This window comes from Streptomyces sp. NRRL S-350 (assembly GCF_000719705.1).
Lineage (GTDB): Bacteria > Actinomycetota > Actinomycetes > Streptomycetales > Streptomycetaceae > Kitasatospora.
In genome coordinates this window covers 288,016-312,759 of the sequence record NZ_JOHO01000004.1, presented here as the reverse complement: position 1 = coordinate 312,759, position 24,744 = coordinate 288,016, and the positions used below count along the sequence as shown (strand labels likewise).

General features: G+C 72.5%; 25 protein-coding genes, 2 pseudogenes and 1 riboswitch. Of the genes and pseudogenes, 13 read left to right on the top strand and 14 right to left on the bottom strand.

The window, feature by feature from the left end; translation table 11 throughout:
* Positions 1 to 114: 114 nt before the first annotated feature.
* Positions 115 to 1,167 (top strand): nuclear transport factor 2 family protein, encoded by a 1,053-nt coding sequence (locus tag IF30_RS44950; RefSeq protein WP_030233360.1) that lies wholly within the window; start codon positions 115 to 117, stop codon positions 1,165 to 1,167.
* Between the two features lie 62 nt (positions 1,168 to 1,229).
* Here IF30_RS44950 and aspS read toward each other — a convergent pair.
* From aspS to IF30_RS0106790, 3 genes and pseudogenes are all read right to left on the bottom strand, one after another.
* Positions 1,230 to 2,535 (bottom strand): annotated as a pseudogene (gene aspS / locus IF30_RS41060) (aspartate--tRNA(Asn) ligase).
* A 164-nt stretch (positions 2,536 to 2,699) separates the two neighbouring features.
* Positions 2,700 to 3,275, bottom strand: coding sequence for a GNAT family N-acetyltransferase (locus IF30_RS0106795; protein WP_030233357.1), 576 nt, complete (start codon positions 3,273 to 3,275; stop codon positions 2,700 to 2,702).
* Between the two features lie 106 nt (positions 3,276 to 3,381).
* Positions 3,382 to 3,765: a hypothetical protein gene (locus IF30_RS0106790; RefSeq protein ID WP_030233354.1), complete on the bottom strand. Its 384-nt coding sequence runs from the start codon at positions 3,763 to 3,765 to the stop codon at positions 3,382 to 3,384.
* A gap of 275 nt (positions 3,766 to 4,040) precedes the next feature.
* Here IF30_RS0106790 and IF30_RS49120 point away from each other — a divergent pair, with 275 nt between their 5' ends.
* Positions 4,041 to 4,610 carry a hypothetical protein gene (locus IF30_RS49120; RefSeq protein ID WP_234322607.1) on the top strand — a complete coding sequence of 190 codons (570 nt, stop codon included), beginning with the start codon at positions 4,041 to 4,043 and terminating at the stop codon, positions 4,608 to 4,610.
* A gap of 4 nt (positions 4,611 to 4,614) precedes the next feature.
* Positions 4,615 to 5,181 (top strand): DUF6529 family protein, encoded by a 567-nt coding sequence (locus tag IF30_RS0106780; protein ID WP_078891179.1) that lies wholly within the window; start codon positions 4,615 to 4,617, stop codon positions 5,179 to 5,181.
* Between the two features lie 48 nt (positions 5,182 to 5,229).
* Here IF30_RS0106780 and IF30_RS0106775 read toward each other — a convergent pair whose 3' ends face one another.
* Both IF30_RS0106775 and IF30_RS0106770 read right to left on the bottom strand, forming a co-directional pair.
* Complete coding sequence (locus IF30_RS0106775) at positions 5,230 to 5,430, bottom strand: DUF397 domain-containing protein (protein ID WP_030233346.1); 201 nt, start codon at positions 5,428 to 5,430, stop codon at positions 5,230 to 5,232.
* A complete protein-coding gene (locus tag IF30_RS0106770) occupies positions 5,423 to 6,289 on the bottom strand; it encodes a helix-turn-helix domain-containing protein (RefSeq protein WP_030233344.1) in 867 nt (288 codons plus the stop codon). Before IF30_RS0106770 ends, IF30_RS0106775 begins: the two co-directional genes overlap by 8 nt.
* Positions 6,290 to 6,521: 232 nt before the next feature.
* Here IF30_RS0106770 and IF30_RS47555 point away from each other — a divergent pair, with 232 nt between their 5' ends.
* The 3 genes from IF30_RS47555 to IF30_RS50150 are packed head-to-tail and all read left to right on the top strand — an operon-like array spanning position 6,522 to position 7,251.
* The gene (locus tag IF30_RS47555; protein WP_051709355.1) at positions 6,522 to 6,884 is read left to right on the top strand and encodes an ATP-binding protein; all 363 of its coding nucleotides are present in this window, start codon (positions 6,522 to 6,524) and stop codon (positions 6,882 to 6,884) included.
* Complete coding sequence (locus tag IF30_RS0106760; RefSeq protein WP_030233338.1) at positions 6,881 to 7,132, top strand: hypothetical protein; 252 nt, start codon at positions 6,881 to 6,883, stop codon at positions 7,130 to 7,132. Before IF30_RS47555 ends, IF30_RS0106760 begins: the two co-directional genes overlap by 4 nt.
* The gene (locus IF30_RS50150; protein WP_267884507.1) at positions 7,129 to 7,251 is read left to right on the top strand and encodes a hypothetical protein; all 123 of its coding nucleotides are present in this window, start codon (positions 7,129 to 7,131) and stop codon (positions 7,249 to 7,251) included. Before IF30_RS0106760 ends, IF30_RS50150 begins: the two co-directional genes overlap by 4 nt.
* A gap of 65 nt (positions 7,252 to 7,316) precedes the next feature.
* Here the strand turns inward: IF30_RS50150 and IF30_RS43260 are convergent, their stop codons facing one another.
* The 5 genes from IF30_RS43260 to hisC all read right to left on the bottom strand — a co-directional run bounded on the left by IF30_RS43260 (position 7,317) and on the right by hisC (position 12,798).
* Positions 7,317 to 7,997: a hypothetical protein gene (locus IF30_RS43260; protein WP_051709353.1), complete on the bottom strand. Its 681-nt coding sequence runs from the start codon at positions 7,995 to 7,997 to the stop codon at positions 7,317 to 7,319.
* 14 nt (positions 7,998 to 8,011) lie between these two features.
* Positions 8,012 to 9,223 (bottom strand): ABC transporter permease, encoded by a 1,212-nt coding sequence (locus IF30_RS0106745; RefSeq protein ID WP_030233332.1) that lies wholly within the window; start codon positions 9,221 to 9,223, stop codon positions 8,012 to 8,014.
* Positions 9,220 to 10,023: an ABC transporter ATP-binding protein gene (locus IF30_RS0106740; protein ID WP_030233331.1), complete on the bottom strand. Its 804-nt coding sequence runs from the start codon at positions 10,021 to 10,023 to the stop codon at positions 9,220 to 9,222. Before IF30_RS0106740 ends, IF30_RS0106745 begins: the two co-directional genes overlap by 4 nt.
* A 2-nt stretch (positions 10,024 to 10,025) precedes the next feature.
* Positions 10,026 to 11,420 (bottom strand): efflux RND transporter periplasmic adaptor subunit, encoded by a 1,395-nt coding sequence (locus IF30_RS41050; protein WP_037899105.1) that lies wholly within the window; start codon positions 11,418 to 11,420, stop codon positions 10,026 to 10,028.
* 298 nt (positions 11,421 to 11,718) lie between these two features.
* On the bottom strand, positions 11,719 to 12,798 hold the full coding sequence (hisC, locus tag IF30_RS0106730) for a histidinol-phosphate transaminase (RefSeq protein ID WP_030233326.1): 1,080 nt from the start codon (positions 12,796 to 12,798) through the stop codon (positions 11,719 to 11,721).
* Positions 12,799 to 13,143: 345 nt separating this feature from the next.
* Between hisC and IF30_RS0106725 the strand changes: the two genes are divergently transcribed.
* The 4 genes from IF30_RS0106725 (at position 13,144) to IF30_RS0106710 (ending at position 17,844) form a co-directional block, all read left to right on the top strand.
* Positions 13,144 to 14,301: a LacI family DNA-binding transcriptional regulator gene (locus IF30_RS0106725; RefSeq protein WP_078891177.1), complete on the top strand. Its 1,158-nt coding sequence runs from the start codon at positions 13,144 to 13,146 to the stop codon at positions 14,299 to 14,301.
* 229 nt (positions 14,302 to 14,530) lie between these two features.
* The gene (locus tag IF30_RS49115; protein WP_234322606.1) at positions 14,531 to 15,952 is read left to right on the top strand and encodes a metallophosphoesterase; all 1,422 of its coding nucleotides are present in this window, start codon (positions 14,531 to 14,533) and stop codon (positions 15,950 to 15,952) included.
* A 227-nt stretch (positions 15,953 to 16,179) separates the two neighbouring features.
* A complete protein-coding gene (locus IF30_RS41045; RefSeq protein ID WP_051709352.1) occupies positions 16,180 to 17,121 on the top strand; it encodes a hypothetical protein in 942 nt (313 codons plus the stop codon).
* Positions 17,122 to 17,289: 168 nt separating this feature from the next.
* Positions 17,290 to 17,844 (top strand): hypothetical protein, encoded by a 555-nt coding sequence (locus tag IF30_RS0106710; protein WP_030233317.1) that lies wholly within the window; start codon positions 17,290 to 17,292, stop codon positions 17,842 to 17,844.
* Between the two features lie 20 nt (positions 17,845 to 17,864).
* On the opposite strand, the gene IF30_RS0106705 is transcribed toward IF30_RS0106710, so the two are convergent.
* The gene (locus IF30_RS0106705) at positions 17,865 to 18,785 is read right to left on the bottom strand and encodes a LysR family transcriptional regulator (RefSeq protein ID WP_030233314.1); all 921 of its coding nucleotides are present in this window, start codon (positions 18,783 to 18,785) and stop codon (positions 17,865 to 17,867) included.
* 140 nt (positions 18,786 to 18,925) lie between these two features.
* Between IF30_RS0106705 and IF30_RS0106700 the strand changes: the two genes are divergently transcribed.
* Positions 18,926 to 19,315, top strand: a complete 390-nt coding sequence (locus IF30_RS0106700; RefSeq protein ID WP_030233311.1) for a VOC family protein — start codon at positions 18,926 to 18,928, stop codon at positions 19,313 to 19,315.
* Positions 19,316 to 19,510: 195 nt separating this feature from the next.
* On the opposite strand, the gene IF30_RS41040 is transcribed toward IF30_RS0106700, so the two are convergent.
* Together IF30_RS41040 and IF30_RS0106690 are read right to left on the bottom strand one after the other, a co-directional pair.
* Positions 19,511 to 20,284 carry a hypothetical protein gene (locus IF30_RS41040; RefSeq protein WP_051709351.1) on the bottom strand — a complete coding sequence of 258 codons (774 nt, stop codon included), beginning with the start codon at positions 20,282 to 20,284 and terminating at the stop codon, positions 19,511 to 19,513.
* An 88-nt stretch (positions 20,285 to 20,372) separates the two neighbouring features.
* The gene (locus IF30_RS0106690; RefSeq protein ID WP_158834799.1) at positions 20,373 to 20,630 is read right to left on the bottom strand and encodes a hypothetical protein; all 258 of its coding nucleotides are present in this window, start codon (positions 20,628 to 20,630) and stop codon (positions 20,373 to 20,375) included.
* A gap of 245 nt (positions 20,631 to 20,875) precedes the next feature.
* Here IF30_RS0106690 and IF30_RS50755 point away from each other — a divergent pair.
* Positions 20,876 to 21,046: pseudogene (locus IF30_RS50755) on the top strand (hypothetical protein); the annotation flags it as partial.
* Positions 21,047 to 22,318, top strand: coding sequence for a Mu transposase domain-containing protein (locus IF30_RS0106685; protein ID WP_051709350.1), 1,272 nt, complete (start codon positions 21,047 to 21,049; stop codon positions 22,316 to 22,318).
* Between the two features lie 314 nt (positions 22,319 to 22,632).
* Here IF30_RS0106685 and thiC read toward each other — a convergent pair whose 3' ends face one another.
* Positions 22,633 to 24,447, bottom strand: a complete 1,815-nt coding sequence (thiC, locus tag IF30_RS0106680) for a phosphomethylpyrimidine synthase ThiC (protein ID WP_030233299.1) — start codon at positions 24,445 to 24,447, stop codon at positions 22,633 to 22,635.
* Positions 24,442 to 24,577: riboswitch (TPP riboswitch) on the bottom strand. It overlaps the preceding gene by 6 nt.
* Positions 24,578 to 24,744: the final 167 nt, after the last annotated feature.

The window sequence follows — 24,744 nt, the reverse complement described above, 5'->3', positions numbered from 1 at the left end:
CGCCTCGCCTCCCGCCCGCCTCACTTCCCGCTCGCCTCGCCTCCCGCCCGCCTCACATTCCGGCGCGCCGTCCGGTCGTACCGGTCGAAGAGGAAGACGAAACGGAGGAACCCGATGAACGACTTCCAGGCGATCGCCGACCGCGTCGAGATCGCGGCCCTGCAGTACGAGTTCACCGACGCCGTGATGATGCGCGACCGTGCCCGGCTCGCCCGGCTGTTCACCCCGGACGGCGCGCTGCGGATGCCCGATGTCCCCGTCGAACTGGTCGGCCCGGAGCAGATCCGCGTCGGCGGCGAGAAGCTCCAGGAGCAGTGGGACTTCTTCGTCCAGAACACCCACCCGGGCTCGATCCGGATCGACGGCGACACCGCCACCGGCCGCGCCCACATGCATGAGATCGCCAGCCTGAAGAACGGCTTCCAGGGGCTCAACTACGCGATCTACCACGACCGTTACCGCCGCACCGAGGACGGCTGGCGGTTCACCGAGCGGGTCTACGAGGTGCGGTACGCCGACACCACCCCGCTGACGGGCTCCGCCCCCGCCTCGGCCCGGGCCTCGTTCACCGACCCCGCCCCCTCCGAACGCCTGGAGCGGGTGGCCGCCGCCCTGACGGCGAACGGCTTCACCGTCGAGATCCTGGACGACGCCGCTGCCGCGCGCGCCCGGGTGGAGGAGCTGGTCCCGGCGGACGCCTCCGTCTTCACCGTCGCCAGCGAGACCCTGCGGCTGTCCGGCATCGACGAGGACGTCAACGGCGGCAGCCGCTACCGGTCCGTGAAAGCACGCGGGATCGCCATGGACCGCACCACCGAGGCCGACGCACTCCGGCGCATGATCGCCACCCCCGACGTCGTGGTGGGCAGCGTCGCCGCCGTCACCGAAGGCGGCTCCCTCGTCGTCGCCTCCGCCAGCGGCAGCCAACTGCCCTCCTACGTCGGCGGCGCCGGCCGGGCGGTCTGGATCGTCGGCGCGCAGAAGGTGGTCCCCGACCTGCCCACCGCCCTGCGCCGCGTCGAGGAGCACGCCCTCCCGCTGGAGACCGTACGGTCCCGAGCCGCCTACGGGCAGCCCAGCGCCGTCAACCAACTCCTGGTTCTCAGCGCCCCGGCGCGGATGACGCCCGGCACCGTCCTGCTGCTGCGCGAGGCGATCGGGTACTGAGGAAGGCACGGCGCAGGAAGTCGACCGGGCCGACTTCCTGCGCCGTGGCCGCCGTGGAGGAGCTACGGCTCCAGCCGGTGCGGCCCACGGAAGAGGAACGTCGCCTCGCGGATCGACGGCAGGCCGAGGGCCAGCATCAGCAGGCGGCCCAGCCCCAGCCCGAGCCCGCCGTGCGGCGGGGTGCCGTAACGGAAGCAGTCCAGGTAGCCGGAGAGCGGCCCGGTGTCCATGCCCTTCTCCCGGGCCTGCGCGACCAGCCGGTCGTACCGGTGCTCGCGCTGGGCGCCGGTGGTGATCTCCACGCCCTTCCACAGCAGGTCGAAGGACTCGGTGACGGTCGGGTCGTCCTCCGGCCGCAGGTGGTAGAACGGCCGGACGGCGGCCGGGAAGCGGGTGACGAAGACGAACTCGTGTCCGGTCTCCTCCGCGATCAGCGCGCACAGCGTCCGCTCGCCCTCGGGGTCGAGGTCGTCCTTGACACCCTCCGGGTCCCAGCCGGTGGCGCGGAGCCGGGCCAGGGCGTCGGCCATCGTGATCCGGGGGAACGGCAGCTCCGGAACGACGACCCGCGTCCCGAAGTGCTCCGCGACCGCCTCGCCGTGCCGCTCGGCCACGGCGGTGAGGACGCGGTGCAGCATCCGCTCCTCGAAGGCCATCACGTCCTCGACGCCGTCGATCCAGGCGATCTCGACGTCGACACCGGTGAACTCGGTCGCGTGCCGGGACGTGAAGGACGGCTCGGCCCGGAACACCGGCCCGATCTCGAAGACCCGGTCGATGCCGCCGGCGATCGCCATCTGCTTGTAGAACTGCGGCGATTGGGCGAGGTAGGCGGTACGGCCGAAGTAGCCGACCTCGAACACCTCGGCTCCGGACTCGGACGCCGTGCCCATGAGCTTCGGCGTGTGCAGTTCGGTGAACCCCTCCTCGGCGGCCACCTCGCGCATCGCCCGCTCGACGGTCGTCTGGACGTCGAACACCAGGTGCTGGGCGGGGCGCCGGATGTCGAGGAAGCGCCAGTCCAGGCGCTGGTCGATGCCGGTCTTCTCGTCGATCGGCAGCTTCGCCTCGGCGAGCGAGACGATCTCCACTCCGGACGGCACGATCTCCAGGCCACCGAGCTTGACCTGCGGGTTCGCCACCACCTTGCCGGTGATCTTCACGGCGGACTCGACCGTCACCCGCTCGAAGGCGGCCTCGATGACGTCGCTCTCACCGCCGCACGTGGGTGACCTGGACCAGCCCGGTGTGGTCGCGGACCAGGACGAACTGGAGCCGGCGCTGCAGCCGGAGCGTGTTCACCCAGCCGAAGACGGTGACGGTCTCACCGATGCGTGAGTGGAGCTCTGCGACAAGGGTGCGCGTCATGGCGGCAACTCCCTGGGTTGCGGGCGCGTTGGTCGCGCCGACGACAGGCGGTAAACGGCCGCCTGGGGGACGCGCCCACCCTAGAGGACCGAGCTCGCGCTGGTCGCCCGCATTTCCGTGGCTTCTCCTCCCGCCCGGCACCGACCCTCCTGCGGACGACCGGGCTACCGGGGCCGGGGCCGGGACCGCTGTTCCCAGGCGGCCCTGAGGAGTTCGTATTCGACTTCGCCGTGCTCGGACCCCGGGATGGACTCCGGCCAGTCACCGTGGAAGCTCCGCAGGAAGGACAGACCGACCTTCTCCATCACGCGCCGGGAGCGGGTGTTCACCGCCATGGTGTTCGCCGTGACGCGTTCCACCGCCAGGTCGGTGAACCCCTTGTCGATCAGCGCGCGCGACCCTTCCGTGGCGTAGCCCTTGCCCCAGGCCGCCCGGTTCAGTCGGTAGCCGAGTTCCGCGACGGTGGGGTCGTGGTCGTCGAGGGGGCGCAGTTCGAACCAGCCCAGGAAGGTTCCGGTGGCCTTCTCCTCGGCGGCCCAGAAGCCCCGGGTGCCCGAACACGGGTGGTCGTGGAGGAGGCGGGGCAGGGTCCGGGTGCGGATGTCGTCGAGGTCCGCCGGCTTGCCGCCGTTGATGAAGCGCATGACCTCCGGGTCGTCGTCCAGCGCGAACAGGTGGTCGACGTCGGCCTCGGTGATCGGGCGCAGGACGATCCGTTCGGTCCGCAGGAAGAGAGCCATGCCGCGATCTTCACCGGGCACTGCCGGGGCCGCCATCGAATATCCGGTCCGGCGGCCGATCCGGTCCGGCGGCCGCCGGAGGGTCGTCGCGGGCCGAGGTGCGCTCTCAGGTCTGCCGGGGAAAGGCGGTGGTCCGGGTGAGGACGGCGACGGCGAGGAGGGCCAGGGCGGAGAGTCCCTGGAGGACGGCGTACCAGGGCGGGCAGAGGCCGGGGACGAGGTCGACGCCGATGAGGGCGACGGGCATGACCGTGGAGCTGGTCCGCAGGCGGTCGAAGTCCCGGTACGACCCCTCGGCGGCGCGGGTGGCCAGCCGGTGGAGCAGCGGCGTGACCGCCAGCAGGACCGCCCCGCGGAACCACATGAACGACGTCGCCTCGTGCCCGGTGGACGCCATCACGGCGACCGTGCCGAGGACGATCGCGCTGACGGCGCCGAAGAGCACGATGCATTTCCTCACCGTGGTGAAGCCGTCCTGGTGGGTCGCCATGGTCCTTCTCCTCCGTGTCGTGGTGGGAACGACGCTACGGACCGCGAGCCCGACCGGGTACGGGTCCAGCCGTACCGGGTGGGTGGGGCCTGCCCCACCCACCGCCCGGGCGGCGCATCGCGGACGGCGTGTTGCTGTCGGCCATCGGGGTTAACGGCGGGCCCGCGTTGCGCACCCGCTGGCGTGCCGAGCGGGGTGGCCCGGCCCGTTCAGGCTGAAGTGGCGGCACCAGTTCCCACCCCGCCGGAGAGAAGCCCATGAGAATTTCCCGCTCGGTGACCGCCACAACCGCCGTCGTCGCCCTGATCACCGTGGTGTGCGGCGGCTGCTCCAGCAGCAAGAAGACGACGGCTCCCGCCAGCACACCGCCCCCGGTGATCGCCACGCCCACCTCCACCGGCAGCCCGACCACCGAGCCGACCTCGACGGAGAGCGCGAGCCCGACGGAGAGCGCGAGCCCGAGCCCCTCCGCCGGCACGGCCGGCGTGGTCGCGGCCGCCACCATCGGCAAGTTCCAGAACATCCTGGTCGACTCCCAGGGCAGGACGCTCTACCTGTTCGAGGCGGACACCTCCCCCACCTCGACCTGCTACGACGACTGCGCCACCGCCTGGCCGCCCGCCCTGACCACCGGGGCCCCCACCGCCGCGAACGGCGCCGACCAGGCCAAGCTCTCCACCACCACCCGCAAGGACGGCAAGACCCAGATCGTCTACAACGGCCACCCGTTGTACTACTTCGAGGGCGACAAGGCGCAGGGCGACACCAACGGCGAGGAGTCCAGCGCCTTCGGTGCCAAGTGGTACGTGGTCAATGTCTCCGGCACCAAGGTCGAGGGCGACTGAGCGGATGGACGGTGTCGAGCGGCCGCCCCGTCCCCGACGGGCCTCCGGCCTCCTGTGGGCGCTCCTGCCGGTGGCGGTGACGGCCGGCCTCTACTGGTTCGGCCGGGCGCACACCCCCGACTACACGAGCAGCCTGTTCGGCCGCCGCTTCGACGACGCCAACGAGCTCAAGGCCCAGCTCGGCACCGCCCTGCTGGGCCTCGCGCTGGTCCAACTCCTGCTGGCGCTCTGGATGTACGGCCGGCTGCCCGGACTGCGCGGCGCACCCCGCTCCGTCCGGACCGGGCACCGGCTGGTCGGCGTGGGGGCGTTCCTGCTCTCCCTCCCGATCGCCTACCACTGCCTCACCGCGTACGGCGTGCAGTCGACGGACAGCCGGATCGCCCTGCACTCCTTCGCCGGGTGCTTCCTCTACGGGGCGTTCGTCGCCAAGGTCATCGTGGTCCGCCACCGCCGCCTGCCCGGCTGGGCCCTGCCGGTGGCGGGCGGCGCCCTGGTCGTCCTGATCGCACTGCTCTGGTACAGCGCGGCGCTCTGGCGCCTGAACGGGCACAGCGTGCCCGGCCTGTGAACAACCGGCGGCCCCTTGCGAGGAGCAAGGGGCCGCCGGAACGATTCGCTAGGTGCGGGGGAGGAGGTGGTCGAACTCGCCGGCCTTCGCCCCCTGGAGCAAGGCCGCGAACTTGGCAGCGGTGGTCCGGACGATGACGTCGCCCTCGTCCGACTCGCGCAGTTCGATCAACCCGTCCAGAGTGCGCACCTCGACGCATTCGGAGTTCGCAGCCGAGTAACTGGACTTCTGCCACGCAGAGTTAGGCATTTTTCTTTTCCATATCGTTCTTGATGGATTGAATGAACTCCCGGGACTCCTCCTCGGAGAGAGCCGCCGAATCGATCCGGTCGAGCAGTGAACGAAACTGGGCGATATGGGCCGGCGCGTCGAAGACCACGCTGTCAAGGCCTGAATCCATCTGCGCCGTGTCGAGATCGGGGACCGGACCTCTGACGTACGTGAAGTTCTCGTGGTTGACCGGAAGCGTGTCCACGTCGAACAGCACGACCCGGATCGAGATGGTCGGCCGCTCCGAGTCCTCGATGAGGCTGCCGAGCTGTTCGGCTTGAACCTCGGGCCCACTGAACTGCATGCGCAGCGCAGCCTCGTGGATGTACGCACAGTACGGAGTCTCGCCGGATCGGACCACGTGCTGTCGTCGAACGCGGAAGGCGGTCCTCAGATCGACCTCGTGCCGGGGAAGACGCGGGAAGCCTCGGGCGAAGACCGCAGAAGCATAGGCAGTGGTCTGGAGCAGCCCCGGGATGAAGGCCATCGTGTAGGTCGAGAGCCCGTGGGCACGACCTTCCATCTCGGCCATCTCAAGGAAGTGTTGCGAGAGGCGACCTCGATACTCCTCCCACCACCCGCCCTTGTCGCGGTCCGTGATGATGTCCGCCAGCGCATCGATCAAAGGCTCGTTGACGCACATGCACAGCGCCGCGATCGTGCGCAGCCGTTCGACGCTGATGCCGGTCTTCCCGCTCTCCATCTGGGTCACGTGGGCCGGGTTGATGCCCAGTGCGCGGGCGAGCTGGCTACCGCCGAGGCCGGCCTGCTCCCGCATCCTGCGGAGTTCGGCACCCAGCCGCCGCTGGCGGAGAGTTGGGTTCGATCGAAGAGCCATGGGGACCAGTCTGCCTCAGTGCTGCCACCACGTTCGGGGGAACTTCCCGCACTTCGCCACAAATCTGTGGCGAGCCGCGCTATGGTCGTTGCCGGACGGATCCGACGGACCGTCAGCAATGCCTCAGTCCGGGCAGTCGGCGCCTGCTGCCCTCCCGCCGAAGAGCAACCGTCAACCCGGCCTGGCTCACGGCCTTCTCCCCCTCCCGCACCACAGCCTCGCGGAGGTTCCCGTGTGTACCCGTAACACCCCCTCGCTCACGCTCTCCCGTCAGGCCCTCCGGGACGTCCTGATCCGCGCCTCCTGGGCCCCGGAGACCATCTTCAACGCCGAACTCGCCCTCTGCGAGCTGCTCGTCAACGCCTGGCGGCACGGCGCGACCCCGGCGCCCGTCGTCTACTTCTCCCTCCACGACCACACCCTCCGGGTCTGCGTCGCGGACGAGAGCGACGCACTTCCCCAGCCCCTGGTCTCCGCCCCCACCGCCGAGTGCGGGCGGGGCCTCCAACTCGTGGAGGGCCTCACCCACCGGTGGGGCGTCGACCCGCAGAAGCGCGGCAAGACCGTCTGGTACGAGCTGGACTCCGCCGCGTGAACCACCCGCCGATCGCCCCGGACGATCCCCGGATGCTCGACTACACCGCCCCGCAGATCACCACCCTGCTCGGCGAACTGCACCGCCGGGGCCTCCGGCGCGGGCTCCTCTGGGGTTCCGCCTCCGCCGGGGAGACGACCCTGGACGGGCGCCTCCTCGTCGACTTCGGCAACGCGCCCGTCAGCACCCTGCTGAACCTGCTCCACCTCCTCCGGGACCTGGACCGGAACGAGGCCTGGGAGCGGTGAGGTCCTTCGTCGGCGCCGTTCTCGTCGCCCTGCTCGCCCTCGCGACCGCCACCGTGGCCCCGGGGGGCGTCGCGGCGCTCCGGATGCAGCGCCCCTACGGCAGCGGACAGCAGCGCTGAAACACGCGAAGGCCCCCACCCCCACTGGGGGGCGAGGGCCTCGCGGTCGTCCGGGCGGCTCCGGGTCAGCCGCCGGAGTTCCGGTTGCCGCCACCTCCACCGAAGCCTCCGGCAGCGTTGCCTTCGACGAGCTGGTTGGCGGTGTAGCCACCGTTGGCGTCGGGGGTGCCGACGACGGTCACGCTCTGGCCGGGCTGCAGGTCGGTGACCTTGCCCTCCTTGTTGAGCTGGACCTTCGTCGCGTCGCCGGTGGTGACCTTGACGGTGTTGCCATTGGAGTCTGTCAGGTACACGACGTTGCCGTCCACCGCCTTTACGGTGCCCCGGGCGAACCCGGGCTGTCCGCCCTGGCCCTGCCCGCCCTGACCCTGGCCCGCGCCTTGACCGGCACCCTGACCAGCGCCCTGGCCGCCACGGCGGGAGCCGCCCTGGCCTCCCCCGCCCTGCTGCCCGTAGCCGCCCTGACCGTAGCCGCCCGCCGCACGCTGCTGCCCCGCCGACGCACCCGCAGCGGCCGGGCGCGACGACTTCCCGCCGGAGGTGCCGTTGTTCTGCTGGTACCAGACCCCGCCCGCGAACGCGCCCGTCGCGATCACGCCGCCGGCCAGCACCAGGCTGATCCAGGGCAGCTTCCGCCTCGGCGGGGCGGCCAGTTCGGCGGACACGTCGCGGGCGTCCGGCGGGGTGGAGAGCAGGGCGACCTGCTCGGCCTGGGTACTGCTGACCGTGGCGATCTCGTTGCTCATGGAGTGGTGTGTCCCTACTCGTGCCGGAGGGCGTCGATCGGCCGCAGCGAGGCGGCCCGGTTGGCGGGGTAGCTGCCGAAGAAGAGGCCGATGGCGACGGCGATGGCGAACGCGCCGAGCACCGACTCGGGGATCACCACCGGTTTGATGCCGACGATGCTGAAGTGCGAGCCGACCATCCCGGCCGCCACCCCCAGTCCCGCCCCGATCACCGACAGCAGGGTCGACTCGGTGAGGAACTGCCCGAGGATGACCGCGCGCGGCGCGCCGAGCGCCTTGCGGATGCCGATCTCGCGCGTGCGCTCGGTGACCGTCACCAGCATGATGTTGGTGATCCCGATGCCACCGACGAGCAGCGAGATCGCGGCCACCGCGCCGAGCAGCACCGTGAAGGTCTTCGTCGTGCTCTCCCGCGCCGTGAGCAGGGAGGCCTGGTTGGTGATCCGGAAGTCGGCCTTGGCCGGGTCGGTGATCGCGTGGGCGCCGAGCAGCACCCGGGTGATCTCGGCCTGGGCCGCCGTGGTGGTGTCCGCCGAGGCGGCCTGCACCAGGATCTGGTTGACGGTGCCGAATCCGGTGAAGGCGTTCTGGACCGTCGGCAGCGGCGCGATCACCACGTCGTCCGGGTCGGTGAAGCCCGTGCCGCCCTTGGCCTGCAGCACGCCGACCACGGTGAACGGCGTGCCGCCGAGGGCGATCTGCTTGCCGACCGGGTCGACGGTGTCGAACAGCTGCTTCGCCGTGGTGGCGCCGAGCACCGCGACCTTGCGCGAGCCGAGCACGTCGTCGTTGGTGAAGTACTCGCCGTGCGCGACCTTCTGGTTGGAGGTCTCGAAGTAGGCCGGGTAGGTGCCGACGATGGAGCCGGGGCTGTAGGAGACGTTCCCGTACAGCGCCGTCCCGCTGGTCGTGACGACCGGGGCCACCGACTTGATCGCGGCGGGGTCGGCGTCGCTCGCCAGCGCCTTGGCGTCGGCCACCGTCAGCTTCTTCACCGAGGAGGCCGCCCGAGCGCCGCCGGCCGCCGAACCGGAGCTGACGGTGAGCGAGTTGGTGCCGAGCGAGGTGATGGAGTCCTTGACCGCGACCGACGAGCCGTTGCCGACCGCCAGCAGCAGGATCACCGAGGCCACGCCGATCAGCACGCCGAGCATGGTGAGCGCCGAGCGCACCTTGTTGGCGGCGAGGCCGCCGACCGCGAAGCGGAGTGTCTGCCAGAGGATCACGCGGGCACTCCCAGGTCACGCAGGGCGGGGGGCGGTCCCTCGACCGGGGCCTGCCGGACGTCGCTCACGATCTGCCCGTCGACGAGGCGCAGCACCCGCTTGGCGTGCCGGGCGACCTCGTCCTCGTGGGTGATCAGCACGACGGTGCGGCCGGTGGTGTTGAGCCCGTCGATCAGGGCCAGCACCTCCTCCGTGGAGCGGCTGTCGAGGTTGCCGGTCGGCTCGTCGGCGAGCAGCATCGCGGGGGCGGTGACCAGGGCCCGCGCCACCGCGACGCGCTGCTGCTGGCCGCCGGAGAGCTGGTTGGGCTTGTGCCCGGACCGCTCGCCGAGGCCGACTAGGGACAGCGCGGCCAGCGCCCGGCGGCGCCGCTCGGCGGCCCGGACGCCCGCGTAGGCGAGCGGCAGCTCGACCTGGGCGAGGGCGGTGGTGCGCGGGATCAGGTTGAAGGACTGGAAGACGAAGCCGATCTTGCGGTTGCGCACCAGGGAGAGCTGCTGCTCGTCCAGGTGTCCGACGTCGACGCCGTCCAGCAGGTAGCGGCCGGAGGTCGGGACGTCGAGGCAGCCGAGGATGTTCATCAGGGTGGACTTGCCGGAGCCGGAACTGCCCATCACGGCGACGAAGTCGCCCTGTTCGATGTCCAGGCTGACGCCCTGCGGCTCGCCGGTCGCCGGGTCGTCCGGGCCGCGCAGCGCGTGCACGGTGGCGTCGCCGTGCCCGTACGACTTGGTGAGCCGGCGGATCCGGATCACCGGCACGGGCGTCGCGGGGACGCGCTTGTCGATGACGTGACGCATGCTCAGCCTCGACCGCCCCGGCCGCCGCCGGCGCCACCACCGGCGCCGCCACCGGGGAAGACCCCGGCCCCGCCGCCGTTGCCGCCCCGGCCGCCACCGGCACCCGGGAAGGAGCCGTTCGGGAAGCCGTTGGTGCCGCTGGTGGTGGGGAGTTCGACCTTGTCGCCCTCCTTCAGCCCGGAGACCACCTGCACCGTGCTGTCGCCCTCGACGCCGACGCCGACGGTGACCCGCTCGGAGCTGCCGTCCTCGTGCACGACGGTCGCGGTGCGGGAGGCGCCGGTGCCCGACAGGGCGGAGGTGGGCAGCGAGAGCGCGTTGTCGGCCTCGCCGGTGATCACCTGGACGGTGGCGCTGAGGCCGGTGCGCAGCGTGCTGGTGTCGCCGGTCAGCTGCAGCGTGGCCGCGTACTGGACGGCGGAGGAGCCGGCCGCGCCGCCCGAGCCGCCGCTGCTGGGCAGCGAACTGACCGACAGGACGGTCGCGTTGAGCTTGGTGTCGGACTGCGCGTTCAGGGTGACGGTGGCCGCCTCGCCCTTCTTCAGCTTGAGCGAGTCCAGCTCGGAGAAGTTCGCGGTGACCTGCATCCCGGTCGGGTTGGTGAGCACGATGAAGCCGCTCGGCGTGCCCGAACCGGTGCTCGTCCCGGACGTCTTGCCGGCGGAGGCCGTGCCGGAGGCCGAGGAACCCGAGGCGCCCGCCCCGACGGTGTCGCCGACCTTGGCGGAGACCGAGGCGACCGTCCCGTCCACCGAGGCGGTCAGGGTGGTCCCGGCCAGTGCCGCCTGGGCGTTGGACAGGTTGGTCTGCGCGGTGGCGACCTGCTGCTGGGCCTGGGCCACGGCCGCGTCGTCGACCTTGGTGGTGGTGATGGTGGTGGTCTGCGGGGCGGGCGTACTGCTCCCGCCCGCCCCGCGTCCGCCACCGGCGGATCCGCCGCTGCCGGCCCCGCCACCGGACCCCCCGGAGGTCGGGGCCGGCAGCGGCTCGGTGGTCGTGGTGGTGACCCCGGCCTGCGCCTTGGTGAGGTTGGCGTCGGCCGTGGTGAGGGCCACCCGGGCCGCGTCCACCTGCTGCTGGGCCGCCGTGGTGTCGACGGTGGCGAGCACCTGGCCCTTCTTGACGGCGTCCCCGACCGCGACCTTGACCGCGGTGAGCTTGCCGCCGGTGGTGAAATCCTGGGCCGCGTCGGTGGGAGAGACCAGGGTGCCGGTTCCGGACACGGTGGCCAGGACCGTCCCCTTGGCGACCGCCGCGGTCCGCGCCGCGGGCTTGGCCGAGGCCGGGCCGGAACTGCCGCTGACGGTGGCGTACACCAGGGCCGCGCCGCCCAGGAGGGCCACACCGAGCGCGGAGTTGACGAGGACGGCACCGCGCCGCCGTGGGAGCACCTTCATGCCGGACAGCTTCGCGGGGTGCTCTTGCGGAGCCCTGGGCGCCGGCTGGGAGAAGGCTGGGCGGCCGGATCCGGGCATTGCGGACGGAACGACCCTCCCGCGCGGCCTGCTTGGCCGCTCCGTGGGCGGCCGTTGGCCGAACTCCCAGCACACTCACAGCGATCCACAGCCATCCGGGAGCGAACCGGGAACGAACCGGCACGGGCCGGGAACGCCGCAGGGGCGCACCGACGACCGGCACGCCCCTGCGGGAACAGCGGGAACAGCGGGAACCGCCCCGAGCGCGGAGCGGGGAGCCTCAGAGCGACTTGCGGAAGGCCTCCGCCACCGCGAGGAAGATCGAGTTGCCCTCGGCCTCCCCGATCGACACCCGTACGCCCTCCGGGAACGGCCGCACGATCACCCCGGCCTCGGCGCAGGCCGCCGCGAACTCCGCCGAGCGCTCGCCCAGCCCCAGCCAGACGAAGTTGGCCTGGGAGTCCGGGATCTCCCAGCCCTGGGCGCGCAGCCCGGCCACCACCCGGGTGCGCTCCTCGACCAGCGCGTCCACCCGCACCAGCAGCGCCTCCTCGGCGCGCAGCGAGGCGACGGCCGCGTCCTGGGCGAGCTGGTTCACGCCGAACGGGACGGAGGTCTTGCGCAGCGCGGCCGCGACCGGCTCGTGCGCGATCGCGAAGCCGACCCGCATGCCCGCCAGACCGTACGCCTTGGAGAAGGTGCGCAGCACGCACACGTTGGGGCGGTCGCGGTAGAGCTCGATGCCGTTGGGCACCTCGGGGTCGCGGATGAACTCGATGTAGGCCTCGTCCACGACCACCAGGACGTCGCCGGGGACGGCGTCCAGGAAGCGCTCCAGTTCGGCGCGGCGGATCGCGTTGCCGGTGGGGTTGTTGGGGTTGCAGACGAAGATCAGCCGGGTGTTGGGGGTGATCGCGGCGAGCATCGCGTCCAGGTCGTGGTCGCCGGTCGCGGTGATCGGCACCGGGACGGGCGTCGCGCCGGCGATCCGGGTGATGATCGGGTACGCCTCGAAGGAGCGCCAGGCGAAGATCACCTCGTCGCCGGGGCCGGCCGTGGCGAGGATCAGCGACTGGGCGACGCCGACCGAGCCGGTGCCGGTGGCGATGTGCTCGGCGGGCACGCCGAAGCGGTCGGCCAGCACCGCGGTCAGCTCGCCGACCCCCATGTCGGGGTAGCGGTTGAGCGAGCCGGCCGCCTCGACCGCCGCCTCCAGGACGCCGGGCAGCGGGGCGTACGGGTTCTCGTTCGAGGACAGCTTGTACGCGTCGGCGCCGGCCGGCTTGCCGGGCTTGTAGGTGGGGATGCCGTCCAGGGTCGGCCGCAGGCGCGGGCCCTGCGCTGACGTACCACTGCTCACGGTCGTACTCCGTTTCCAGAAGTTGCACAACTGTCCGGTGCGCCGGCCCGCCACGGACGGGTCCGCCCCCGTGCCCGGGATCTCCTGGCGCGCCCGGACCACCCCGGTCGGGTGCCTTGCACGATACCGACCGCTCTCACCCGTAGGAGTGAGATGCCCGGTCGGGTTACAGGCGCGGATCAGCCATTCTGCCTGGTTCCTTTGGCACATGTCAGAGGTAAGAAGCCAGGTTCCGGGCGGGTATCGAAGGGGCGCACCCCGGCTCACTCATGGAGAAACGTATCTTCGAGGGCTCCCGATGCGCCGGTCACAGACCCTTGTCACGAGCCATACGATCGGTCCGCCATGACAGCAGCAGCCAACCAGAGCGGTCGGCGACCCACCGCCTCACGGCGTCTGGAGCGGGCCGGCATCCGGGATGTGGCGGCAGCCGCCGGAGTGTCGATCACCACCGTCTCCGACGCGCTGAACGGTAAGGGCCGCCTGCCCGACGAGACCCGCAGCCGGGTGCGCGAAGTCGCCGAGCGCCTCGGCTACCGCCCCTCGGCGGCAGCCCGCACCCTGCGCACCGGACGGTCCGGCCTGATCGGGCTCACCGTCACGACCTACGGCGAAGAGCCGTTCACCTTCACCGAGTTCGCCTACTTCGCCGAGATGGCCCGGGCCGCCACCAGCGCCGCCCTCGGCCGCGGCTACGCGCTGGTGGTGCTGCCCGCCTCCTCACGCCACGACGTCTGGGGCAACATCGCCCTGGACGGCACCGTGGTGATCGACCCACCCGACCAGGACCCGCTGGTCAGCGAGCTGTACCGGTCCGGCGTCCCGGTCGTCAGCGACGGCAAGCCCGGCAACTGCCCGGTCACCGCCTGGGTCGACAACGACCACGAGGCCGCCGTCCTCGGCATCCTCGACCACCTCTCCGAAGCCGGCGCCCGCCGGATCGGCCTGCTCACCGGCACCAGCACCGACACCTACACCCGGCTCTCCACCGAGGCCTACCTCGGCTGGTGCGCCAAGGTCGGCCAGGAGCCGGTGTACGAGGCCTACCCGGCGCACGACCCGGCCGCCGGCGCCGTCGCCGCCGACCGGCTGCTCGCCCGCCCCGACCGGCCGGACGCCGTCTACGGACTGTTCGACCCCAACGGCACCGACCTGCTCGCCGCCGCCCGCCGCTACGGCATGCGGGTACCGGACGACCTGCTGCTGGTCTGCTGCAGCGAGAGCGACGTCTACGCCACCACCGAACCGCCGATCACCACGCTCTCCCTCAAACCGCGCAAGATCGGCACCACCGTCGTCAACCTGCTCATCGACGCCATCGAGGGCGTGGACTCCGGCACCGGCGTCGACATCGCACGGCTCTTCCCGCCCCGGTTCCGCACCGCCGGCAACGGCCCGCCGCCGGGCACCCTGATGCCGACCGAACTGATCGTCCGCGCGTCCTCCCAACGCCGGAGCCCGCGCACCACCGTCAGCCCTCCCCGGCCCCCCGGCGAGGTCTAGACCGGCCGCCGCCCCACCGACGCCGCACCGGTGCCGGCGGGGCGCGGGAAGGGCGCCGAGAGGACGCCGACCGAGGCCGGGCGACCACGAAGGAAGCCCGGCCAGAGCTGACGAGACCATACCCAGCCAGGACAAAACGGACCCTGTGGGGCCGCCCGGCTGACGCTCCGGAGGATTGGATGCCCACCAGGTGACGACGGCGGGAGAGTGGTCTTCCTATGATGGGCGAATGACACCCGAGGACCGCTTCCCCGGGCCCGAGCACCCCCACTCGGGCCCCCGCCACCAGCCGGCCCTCGACGTGCTGCCGTACGGCACCTATTACGAACCCGAGCCCGCCACCGGCTACCCCGGCACCCCGTACGACGGCGAGACGTACGACGCCGAGACGTACAGCGGCTACGGCGGCGCCCGCTACCTCGAACAGCACTGGACCACCGACGGCCAGGGCCGCACCGTACACGCCCACGGCCACACCCCGGGCCACCCCCAGGACCAGGCACCGGCCTTCTCCCACCAGGACCACCCCGGCTACGAGGGCCGCCAGGAGCACCCCGGCTACGACGCGCAGGACCACGGGCCGTACGACGGGCCGGACCACGGCACGTACGACGGACCGGACCACGCGGCGGCCTACGACGGCCAGGACCAGCCCCCCTACGACGACGGCGGCTACGACGACCGCCCCGGCTACGAGCCGACCCTCCCCGACCAGCCCTCCCCGGCCCTGCGGCTCGACGGCCGCGACGGCCGCGACGACCCGCCGACCATCGAACTCGGCCCGCCGCTGCCCGACCCCGCCGCCCCGACCTACCCGTACCCGGCCCCCGGCCCCGGCGAGCCGCCCGGCCCGGTGTACGTCGTCGGCGACGTGCACGGCTACCTCGAAGAGCTCCGCGCCGCACTGCACCACCAGGGCCTGATCGACGCCGACGGCCACTGGTCGGCCGGCCGCGCCCGGATCTGGTTCCTCGGCGACTTCACCGACCGCGGCCCCGACGGCATCGGCGTCATCGACCTGGTCATGCAGCTCGCCGCCGAGGCCGCCGCCGCCGGGGGCTACTGCCGCGCCCTGATGGGCAATCACGAACTGCTCTTCCTCGGCGCCGCCAAGTACGGCGACGAGCCCGTCCAGTCCACCGCCGGCACCGCCTCCTTCCTGGCCGCCTGGCGGCTCAACGGCGGTCAGCAGAGCGACCTGGAACGCCTGGAGGCGCACCACATCAGCTGGCTCTCCCGGCTCCCCGCCGTCGCGCTCGAGGACGACCACCTGCTGCTGCACTCCGACACCACCGCGTACCTGGAGTACGGCGAATCCATCCCCGACGTCAACGACGCCGTGCACAGCCTGCTCGCCGACGGCAGCGTGGACGAGTGGTGGGACTGCTTCCGCCGCTTCACCAAGCGCTTCGCCTTCCGCGGCGACGCCGGGCCGACGGCCGTCCACGAGCTGCTGGACACCTACGGCGGCCGCCGGATCGTGCACGGGCACAGCCCGATCCCGTACCTCACCGGCGCGGTCCACGCGGACGACGGCCAGCCGCCGCACATCCCCGGACCGTACGTGTACGCGGACGACCTCGCGGTGGCGATGGACGGCGGCGTGACCATGGAGGGCCGGCTGCTGGTCGCCCGGCTGCCCATCAACTGACAACCGCGGACGAACAGTTGTTCCCGGCGCTCGGGCCGTCGCACGCGCGCGGCCCGGGGCGCGAAATTCCGGAAACCGACTGTCAGCCCGGGCACACCCACCCCTACCATGAGGCACACCACACCCGGCCGCCCGTCCGGCGGCCCGCCTCCGCGCCCGTTTCGGCGTCCTGAGGGCCCCGCGCCCCCGGGGCGGAGCGAACCGGGGTCCGCACGAACGGGGTCCCCATGACCAACCCCCCGCCACTGCTCGCCGAGGACCGCCCGGAGTACGAGCGCCTCCTCGCCGAAGCCCTGCGCGACCGCACCGTCCTCACCGCCCTGCGCGCCCGCGGCGCGCTCACCACCGACCAGCTCCGCATCCGCGCCCTGCGCGACGCCGACGGCGTCAACGCCCCGGCCGCCGCCGAGTACGCGCACTACACCCGGCTCCGCGAGAACCTGCGCACCACACCCCCACCACCGCCCGGCACCGAACCCAGCGCACCCGGCCTGCTCACCCAGCTGCGCTCCGCCAACGGCGGCGCCGGCCTCCTCCCCGTCCTCACCGTCCTCACCCCGATCCTGGCCTGGGCCGCCGCCCTGTTCCTGCTCCTCGTCGGCTACCTGCTGCGCGCCACCGCCCCGGACCTCGCCCTCGCCCGCTCCCTCGTCACCGCCGGCTGGGTGGCGCTCGCCGCCGGAGTCGCCGCCATGGCCATCGGCATCGTCGGACTCCTCCTCACCGCCATACGCGACGGCACCGCCGCCCCGGCCGGCACCGACCCGGAACTCGCCGCCGAACTCGCCGCCGCCCGCACCGAATGGCGCACCGCCCTGCGCGAACGCGGCCTCCTCCCCTACCTGCACTCCGCGCTCCCGCCCGTGGACGGCGCAGGCGCAGGCACCGGCTCCGGCCCCGGCACCGACTCCGGCCCCAGCACCGACTCCACCGAGGACCCGCATTCCGCCGAGGACCCGGCCTCCGGCGAGGCGCCCCACTCCGGCGGGAGCCCCGACTTCAGCAGCCCCGGCTACACCTCCCCCTCCTTCACCAGCCCCGGCCCCGGCCCCGACGGCCTGACCGGCGCCGAGGGCCGCACCTCCCGCCCCACCGCCTTCACCACCCCCGACTTCACCGGCCCCGGCTACACCCCGCCCGCCTTCACCGGCCCGGACGACGTCGGCTGAGCCGGCCCCCGCCCGCGCTCCCCGGCGCCCCGGCACGCCGCCGCCCCCCTGCCTCCCCCGCCCGGGGGAGCCGGTTCACCCCGGGTGAGGACGCCCCCGGGCCGGCGTTCCGGGACCGTCGAAGCAACGGCGGACGAAGGGCGTCCGCCCAGGCCGGGAGGCGGACCCATGGGCGCACGGACGATGGCGGAACGACTGCACGGCGCACCCGCACCGGGCGTACCGCGCTGGGCCGTCCGGACGGCCTACGCGATCACCCTGGCCGTCCTGCCCTCCTGCCTCTGGCGGATCGGCGGCTTCGTCTTCGGCCTGCCACTGCTCGACCACCGCCCCACCCCCGCCACCCCGGCCTCCTTCGACGGCGGCTGGGAGTACATCCTCACCCTCAGCGCGGTCAGCGAGGCCCTGGCCTTCCTCTGCTTCGGCCTGGTCGCGCGCTGGGGCGAGGTGTGGCCGCGCCGGATCCCCGTCCTCGGCGGCCGCCCCGTCCCGGTGCTCGCCGCCGTCGTCCCGGCCGGGCTCGGCTCGGCGGTCCTGATGGTCTTCCCCTACGCGATGGTGATGTTCTCCCTCGGCCTGACCATCCGCGGCGACCGGGGCGGGATCATCACCCACGGCTGGCAGACCCTGGTGTTCTGGGTCAGCTACCTACCGCTGGCCGCTTGGGGCCCGCTGCTCGCCGTGCTCACCGTGCACTACTACCGCCGGCGCAGGGCAGGTTGAGCCGCCGTGGCGACCCCCTGTCACCCTGCCGCGGCCACCCCGGCCCCGCCGGGTGCCCCGACCCCGGCGACCTCCGCCGCCGCCCGGACGAACGCCAGCACCCGGGCCGTCGTGTTCCCCTCCCGCCAGATCGGGCCGCGCTCGATCGGGGGCGCGTCGCGGATCGGCACGTACGCGACGTCCGGGCGGGGGTAGTAGTGGCGGGAGGACTCGCCGACCGGCAGGACGCCGCGGCCCATGGCGACCAGGCTGAGCATCTCGGAGAACGTGCCGCCGGACGGCCCCTTGGGCACCGGGCGGCCGGACGGGGTGTGGTCGGGGGTACGGTCGCGCTTGAACCCCGTGGAGGTGGCGGCCGGGTACTGCACCACCGGGTGGTCGGCGAGCACCTCGATCGACACCGAGCGCTCCCCGGCCAGCGGGTGCCCGGCCGCCACCGCGAGCACCCGCTGCTCGGTCAGCAGCACCGGCCCGCGCGCCATCCCGTCGAACGGGTAGGAGGCGATCAGGATGTCGATCGATCCGTCCTCCAGGCTCGCCCGGGAGTTGGAGAGCTGGACCTCCCGCACGTCCACCCGGCAGTCGGGGTGCCGCTCGGCGAACAGCGCAGCCGCCCTGAGCAGCACCGGCGCCGTCCACTCGCCGAGGAACGCCACCCGCAGCTCCCCGGTGACCCCCCGGCTGGCGTCCTCCGCCCGCTGCAGGGCCGCCGCCATCGCCTCCACCACCGGGGCCAGGTCGTCGGCCAACTGCCGCCCCACGGCGGTGATGCGGACCGAACGGCTGGTGCGCTCGAACAACGGGCCGCCGATCCGTCGTTCCAGCTTCTTCACCACCTGGCTGACCCGCCCGGTGGTCAGGTGCAGGCGCTCGGCGGTCCGGCCGAAGTGCAACTCCTCGGCGAGTGCGAGGAAGACCTCGGTCTCCAGCCGCTCCAGCATGCCGCGCCACCCCTTTATCGTTGAGTCCTGCTCAACGATCCTACGGTGATGCGCCGTTGATGCCCGCCCCCGCCCGGAGGATCGTGGAACCCGCCACCAGCCGCACCGAACCGCCCCCACCCCCACCCGAAGGACCCGCCATGCGCGTAGTAGCCCTCGACCACCTGGTCCTCAACGTCGCGGACATCGAACGGTCCCTGGCCTTCTACACCGGCCTCCTCGGCCTGGAGCCGGTCCGCGTCGACGAGTGGCGCGCCGGCAAGGCCCCGTTCCCGTCCGTCCGCATCACCGCCGAGACCATCATCGACCTGGTCGTCCGCCCCCGGCAGGAGTCCAACGTCGACCACATCTGCCTCACCGTGGCCCCGCTCGACTGGCAGGAGGTCATCGACTCCGGCACCTTCACCGTCCTCGAAGGCCCGGTCTCCCGCTACGGCGCCCGCGGCTCCGCGACCTCCGTCTACGTCAGCGACCCGGACGGCAACACCGTCGAACTCCGGTGGTACCCCGAGGACGCCACCGCCCGGTGACCGGTGCCGCCCCGGGAGGTACGGGGGTCCACCCGGGGCGGCACCCCCGTCGGCCCCGGCCAGGGGACGGGGCCGGCGCGGAAGACCCCGTCGTCGCACCTTGCCGCCCCCGACGCCCGGCCCCGCACCGCCGGTGGACTCCGGCGGACGTCGGACCTCGGCTCCGGCCGTCGCCCTGCGCCCGGTTGCCCCGGTTCACCGGCGCGCCCGGTGCCCGGCCCGACGGTCGAGACCTCGGCACGCGCCCCGGGCGGCGGTGAGTTGACGCACCAGTTGGTGGAGCGAGACGACGCCGGTGAGCGGGGGCAGCCCGGCGACGACGACGGCGGACAGCGTCCAGGGGACGCCGGCGACGCACAGTCCGGCCGCGAGGCCGGAGAAGACCACGACCACGACCCAGGAGTGGAACGACCGACGACCGTGCTGGACGGCGCGCAGGACCGACAGACACCCCGCGAGCCACGGTCCGTAAACGACCACCGGCCACAACTGCGACAGTCCGCGCGGCACTCTCGAGAACGCCAGTTCCTGCAAGGGGCCGTAGGAGAACACCCAGCCCAGTACGCAGGCCGCGGTCACCGTCACCGCCGTCAGCGCGCCGAACACGGAGCTGATCAGGTGGGGCCAGGCCGGCTGGGGGAGAGAAGACCGTCGGCGGTGCCGGGAGGCCGACGGGCCGACCGGTCGGCCGGCCCCGGGGGAGCCGGACGAGTCGACCGGTGCCCGTGGAGGCGGCACGAACGCCGTCTCGCCCTCCCAGTCGCCGACCGATGCGGCGATGGAGCCGAACACCTGCGCGTCGCCGAACGCGAGGCCGAGGCCGTGGGCGAAGCCGCCGTCGTACCAGTCGCCCGCCGGACGGGTCGTCTCGCGGAGACGGTCATGGGGCGCGGCCCACACCTCGCCGTCCGGCTCGCCGTAGCCACGGTCCCCGGCCGGGCCCAGAAGTCCGGTCACACGGTCGTACACGGCATGCTCCCCACGCGGTCGCCCGGCTGCGGCTCGATCCGGTTCCCGGCCCCGGCCCGAGCCGGGGGTTTCGGTGCGCCCGGCGGCGTCACGATTCGTCCGGGAGGAGCAGGGAGCCGATCCGCGCGGCGAAGTCCCTCTCCAACTGGCTGATCTTCCGTACGAAGTCGGCCAACGGGCGCGAGGTGTACGACAGGACGACGCGCTCGCCGTTGCGCGACAGGTAGCCGGTGGAGACGTCACCCACGGCGTTCCGGCGGTCGGGGACGAAGAGCCACACGCCGAGCGGGGCGACCGGTTCCCGCACGGGGGGCGACGAGGCGTAGGGCAGGCATGGTGAAGTCACGGGTTCATCAACGAGAAGCGGCCGGGCCGGTTTTTACGGCATCCGGGCGTCCTTCCATATTCGATATCGAAGATGCTCCACAAAATTACCCAGGAGAGCGGCCCGGGGGGTGAATCTTTTTCCGCCGGCCGGAGAACTCCCCGGCATAGGCGGAGCAGAGGTAATCCTATACTCACCGTCGGCACCGCTCGCCGAAAGTCCCCACGTAAAGCCATTGCAAGAGGAACGTTTCTTCTTTTTGCGGGGTGCTATGTTTCCAGCTTGCCCCTGACATATGCACCACCTGTGCCAGGCCGGATTCGACCCTGGGAGGCTTCTTGATCAGCCGGAAGGAATATCTGGAAGCAGTTAGGCTGCATCGCCAAGGATGGTCGATAATCAGGATCTCCCGACACCTCGGCCGTGATCGGAAAACAGTGCGGTCCTACCTTCTCGGCGAGCGGACCCCGGGCATCCGAATTTCTTCCCAGGACGCCTTCCTCAAGTTCCTGCCGTACTGCCGCCAGCGCCTCGCCGAGGACCCCCACCTCGCCGCGACCATCCTCTTCGACGAGGTCGTCGACCTCGGCTACGCGGGCGCCTACTCGACCTTCACCCGGGCCCTGCGCAGACACCGGGCCCGGCCTCGCTGCGAGCAGTGCCAGGACGCCGCCACGGCCGCCGACAGCCGACCCGAGTCCGAACGGACCGAGACGGCCGTCGAGTTCGACTGGCTGCGGCTTCCCGAACCGCCGGCGAGTTGGGGCTACGGCAACCGGGCGTGCCTGCTCCTCGGCTCGCTCACCGGCACGGGCGTCGGCAACGGCATCAGCCGTTGGTCGGTGGCGTTGGCGGAGGACCAGGAACTGCCCCACCTCGTGGAAGCCGTCGACCTCGTGCTGAGACGGCTCGGCGGCACCGCCGGGTGCTGGCGGTTCGGCCGGACGCCGACCGTGTGGTGCCCGCGGACCGACCGGATGACACCGGCGTTCGGGCAGGTGGCCGGCCACTACGGCGTGCGCGTCGAGTGCCGCCTTCCGACCGACCCCCGTTCGTACACGCGCCGGTCCCTGGACCAGGCACTCCGCTCCTGGTCGCGCGCGGTGACGGACGACAGCACCCTGCAGGACGCCTGGCACGGCCTGGGCCGGTTCACCGCGCGCCTGGACACCCGGCGCGGGGGCACCGGCGACGCACACCCCGCGGTCGGCGGCCCGCCGACAGGCACCGGAGCACTCCGGGAACTGCCCGCCACGCCCTACCCGGCCCGCGTCCGAGCCGCCCGCACCGTCACCGCCCAGGGACTGGTGCCTTTCCGCGGCAACTTCTACGCCGTCCCGGACCACCTCGTCGGCGCCCCGGTGGAGGTCCGCCGGCGCCTCGACCAGTCCCACCTGTCCATCGCCACCCCCGCCGGAGCCGTCATCGCCCGCTGCCCGCTCGCCCCGGCCGGCGCCGGGCTGACGGTCGTCGATCCCGGCAGCGCCATCGCCGTACTGGAGCGGCACCCGGCACCGGCGCCCACCGACGCCCCGTCCTGCCGGCGGAACACACCACGGCCGCCGTCCCCGCAGGCCCTGGCCGAAGCCGACGCGCTGCGCGCCCGGTCCATGGTCCCGCCCGCCCGCCGCCCCGGCGAGGGCCAGGGCATCGCGATGCCGCGGGTGCCCGCCCAACGGGACCGCCCGGCCGACGCCTCCGGGAACTGAGCGGCCGTCGCTCCCCTCGGCTAGGCGGCGGCCGCCCTCTCCACCCTTTTCTCCGTCAGCTTGCCGGCCACGTCGCGCGCCGAGGAGGGCCGACCGGATCTCGTGATCCAGGAGGGCGGGCGCATGGGCCTGCCCCGCCCCGGCCGCCCGGCTGCGGACGAGCTCGCCGCCGGTCCCCCCGGGCCGTCAGGACCAGGACGAGAGCGGGGCGGTCAACGACGACCGACTTCCGGCGCGCCCCTCGCCCGGGAGTCCGTCCAAGCGACGAGCCCTCCCCCGACCTCCGGGAAAGGGCTCGCCGATGGGCCGGAACGTCAGTCCGCCAGTGGCAGGTACACCCGGTTGCCCTGGGCCGCGAACTCCTCGGACTTGGCCTGCATGCCGGCCAGCGCCTCGGCGTCGAAGTCGCTCCGCACTGCGCTGGAGCCGTCGCCGTGCTCGTCGCGGATCTTCTGGGAGATCTTCATCGAGCAGAACTTCGGCCCGCACATCGAGCAGAAGTGCGCCGTCTTGGCGGGCTCGGCGGGGAGGGTCTCGTCGTGGAACTCGCGGGCGGTCTCCGGGTCGAGGGCCAGGTTGAACTGGTCCTCCCAGCGGAACTCGAAGCGGGCGTCGGAGAGGGCGTCGTCCCAGGCCTGGGCACCGGGGTGGCCCTTGGCGAGGTCGGCGGCGTGGGCGGCGATCTTGTAGGTGATCACGCCGGTCTTGACGTCGTCCCGGTTGGGCAGGCCCAGGTGCTCCTTGGGCGTGACGTAGCAGAGCATCGCGGTGCCCCACCAGGCGATCATCGCGGCGCCGATGCCCGAGGTGATGTGGTCGTAGCCGGGCGCGACGTCCGTGGTGAGCGGGCCGAGGGTGTAGAACGGCGCCTCGTCGCAGATCTCCTTCTGGAGATCCATGTTCTCCTTGATCTTGTGCATCGGGACGTGGCCCGGGCCCTCGATCATCACCTGGACGTCGCGCTCCCGGGCGATCCGGCCGAGCTCCCCCAGGGTCTGCAGCTCGGCGAACTGCGCCTCGTCGTTGGCGTCCGCGATCGAGCCCGGCCGCAGGCCGTCACCGAGCGAGAAGGTGACGTCGTAGGCGGCCAGGATGTCGCAGAGTTCCTCGAAGTTGGTGTAGAGGAAGTTCTCCTGGTGGTGCGCCAGGCACCAGGCGGCCATGATCGAGCCGCCGCGCGAGACGATGCCGGTCTTGCGGCGGGCGGTGAGCGGGACGTAGCGCAGCAGCACCCCGGCATGGACGGTCATGTAGTCGACGCCCTGCTCGCACTGCTCGATGACGGTGTCCCGGTAGACCTCCCAGCTCAGCTCCTCGGCCTTGCCGTCCACCTTCTCCAGGGCCTGGTAGAGCGGCACGGTGCCGATCGGCACGGGGGAGTTGCGCAGGATCCACTCGCGGGTGGTGTGGATGTTGCGGCCGGTGGAGAGGTCCATGACGGTGTCGGCGCCCCAGCGGGTGGCCCAGGTCATCTTCTCCACCTCCTCCTCGATCGAGGAGGTGACGGCCGAGTTGCCGATGTTGGCGTTGATCTTCACCAGGAAGTTGGTGCCGATGATGGCCGGCTCCACCTCCGGGTGGTTCACGTTGACCGGGATGACGGCCCGGCCGCGGGCCACCTCCTCGCGCACGAACTCGGGCGCGAGCCCCTCGCGCAGCGCCACGAACTCCATCTCGGGAGTCACCACGCCCCGCTTGGCGTAGGCGAGTTGACTGACGGCGGCACCACCGCGACCGCGCAGCGGGCGCCGCGGTCGGCCGGGGAAGACGGCGTCCAGGTTGCGCAGGTTGCCGCCGCGCGGAGAGGTGTGCTTGATCCCGTCGTCCTCGGGCCGCGGCTCGCGGCCGTCGTACTCCTCGACGTCGCCGCGCTGCCGGATCCAGGCGTCGCGCATCGGGGGCAGGCCGCGCCGCACATCGGGCTCGTACGACGGGTCGGTGTACGGGCCTGCCGTGTCGTACAGCGGCACGGTCCTGCCGTTGGTGAGCTGCACCTCGCGGTACGGCACCCGCAGGTCGGGGCGGGATCCCTCGCGGTAGGCCTTGCGCCAGGCGGGCGTCGGGTATCCGCTGCGCTCGCTGCTGGGGGTGCTCCGGGCAGGCTGCGGCTGTGCTTCGAACGTGGTCATCTGACCTCTACTCCCTACGCCGGCATTATCCGGTCCAGGTTCCTGCGGTCGACGCAGCCGTCGGTCCGTCCGTCGACGTCCCGGTCAGCGCCCTCTCAGCCCGGTGCTCCGAGCTCCCGCGTCGCAGGCGGTGTTGCCTGCACATGACGCCCAACACCGTAGCGAGCCGATCCCCGCAGGTCCAGACCGTCTCCCCGGCCGGACACCGTCGCGGCCCGGTCACCGCAGGTCGACCGCCGGTCGGGCGGCCGGGAACGGCCGAGGCCCGGCTCCCCCTCGATGGGGGACCGGGCCTCA

What these genes read in the sequence shown, in the direction of transcription:
- IF30_RS44950 (WP_030233360.1), top strand. Translation starts at nt 115, where the DNA reads ATGAACGACTTCCAGGCGATCGCCGACCGCGTCGAGATCGCGGCCCTG.
- IF30_RS0106795 (WP_030233357.1), bottom strand. Translation starts at nt 3,275, where the DNA reads ATGGCTCTCTTCCTGCGGACCGAACGGATCGTCCTGCGCCCGATCACC.
- IF30_RS0106790 (WP_030233354.1), bottom strand. Translation starts at nt 3,765, where the DNA reads ATGGCGACCCACCAGGACGGCTTCACCACGGTGAGGAAATGCATCGTG.
- IF30_RS0106780 (WP_078891179.1), top strand. Translation starts at nt 4,615, where the DNA reads ATGGACGGTGTCGAGCGGCCGCCCCGTCCCCGACGGGCCTCCGGCCTC.
- IF30_RS0106775 (WP_030233346.1), bottom strand. Translation starts at nt 5,430, where the DNA reads ATGCCTAACTCTGCGTGGCAGAAGTCCAGTTACTCGGCTGCGAACTCC.
- IF30_RS0106770 (WP_030233344.1), bottom strand. Translation starts at nt 6,289, where the DNA reads ATGGCTCTTCGATCGAACCCAACTCTCCGCCAGCGGCGGCTGGGTGCC.
- IF30_RS43260 (WP_051709353.1), bottom strand. Translation starts at nt 7,997, where the DNA reads ATGAGCAACGAGATCGCCACGGTCAGCAGTACCCAGGCCGAGCAGGTC.
- IF30_RS0106740 (WP_030233331.1), bottom strand. Translation starts at nt 10,023, where the DNA reads ATGCGTCACGTCATCGACAAGCGCGTCCCCGCGACGCCCGTGCCGGTG.
- IF30_RS41050 (WP_037899105.1), bottom strand. Translation starts at nt 11,420, where the DNA reads ATGAAGGTGCTCCCACGGCGGCGCGGTGCCGTCCTCGTCAACTCCGCG.
- IF30_RS0106725 (WP_078891177.1), top strand. Translation starts at nt 13,144, where the DNA reads ATGACAGCAGCAGCCAACCAGAGCGGTCGGCGACCCACCGCCTCACGG.
- IF30_RS49115 (WP_234322606.1), top strand. Translation starts at nt 14,531, where the DNA reads ATGACACCCGAGGACCGCTTCCCCGGGCCCGAGCACCCCCACTCGGGC.
- IF30_RS41045 (WP_051709352.1), top strand. Translation starts at nt 16,180, where the DNA reads ATGACCAACCCCCCGCCACTGCTCGCCGAGGACCGCCCGGAGTACGAG.
- IF30_RS0106710 (WP_030233317.1), top strand. Translation starts at nt 17,290, where the DNA reads ATGGGCGCACGGACGATGGCGGAACGACTGCACGGCGCACCCGCACCG.
- IF30_RS0106705 (WP_030233314.1), bottom strand. Translation starts at nt 18,785, where the DNA reads ATGCTGGAGCGGCTGGAGACCGAGGTCTTCCTCGCACTCGCCGAGGAG.
- IF30_RS0106700 (WP_030233311.1), top strand. Translation starts at nt 18,926, where the DNA reads ATGCGCGTAGTAGCCCTCGACCACCTGGTCCTCAACGTCGCGGACATC.
- thiC (WP_030233299.1), bottom strand. Translation starts at nt 24,447, where the DNA reads ATGACCACGTTCGAAGCACAGCCGCAGCCTGCCCGGAGCACCCCCAGC.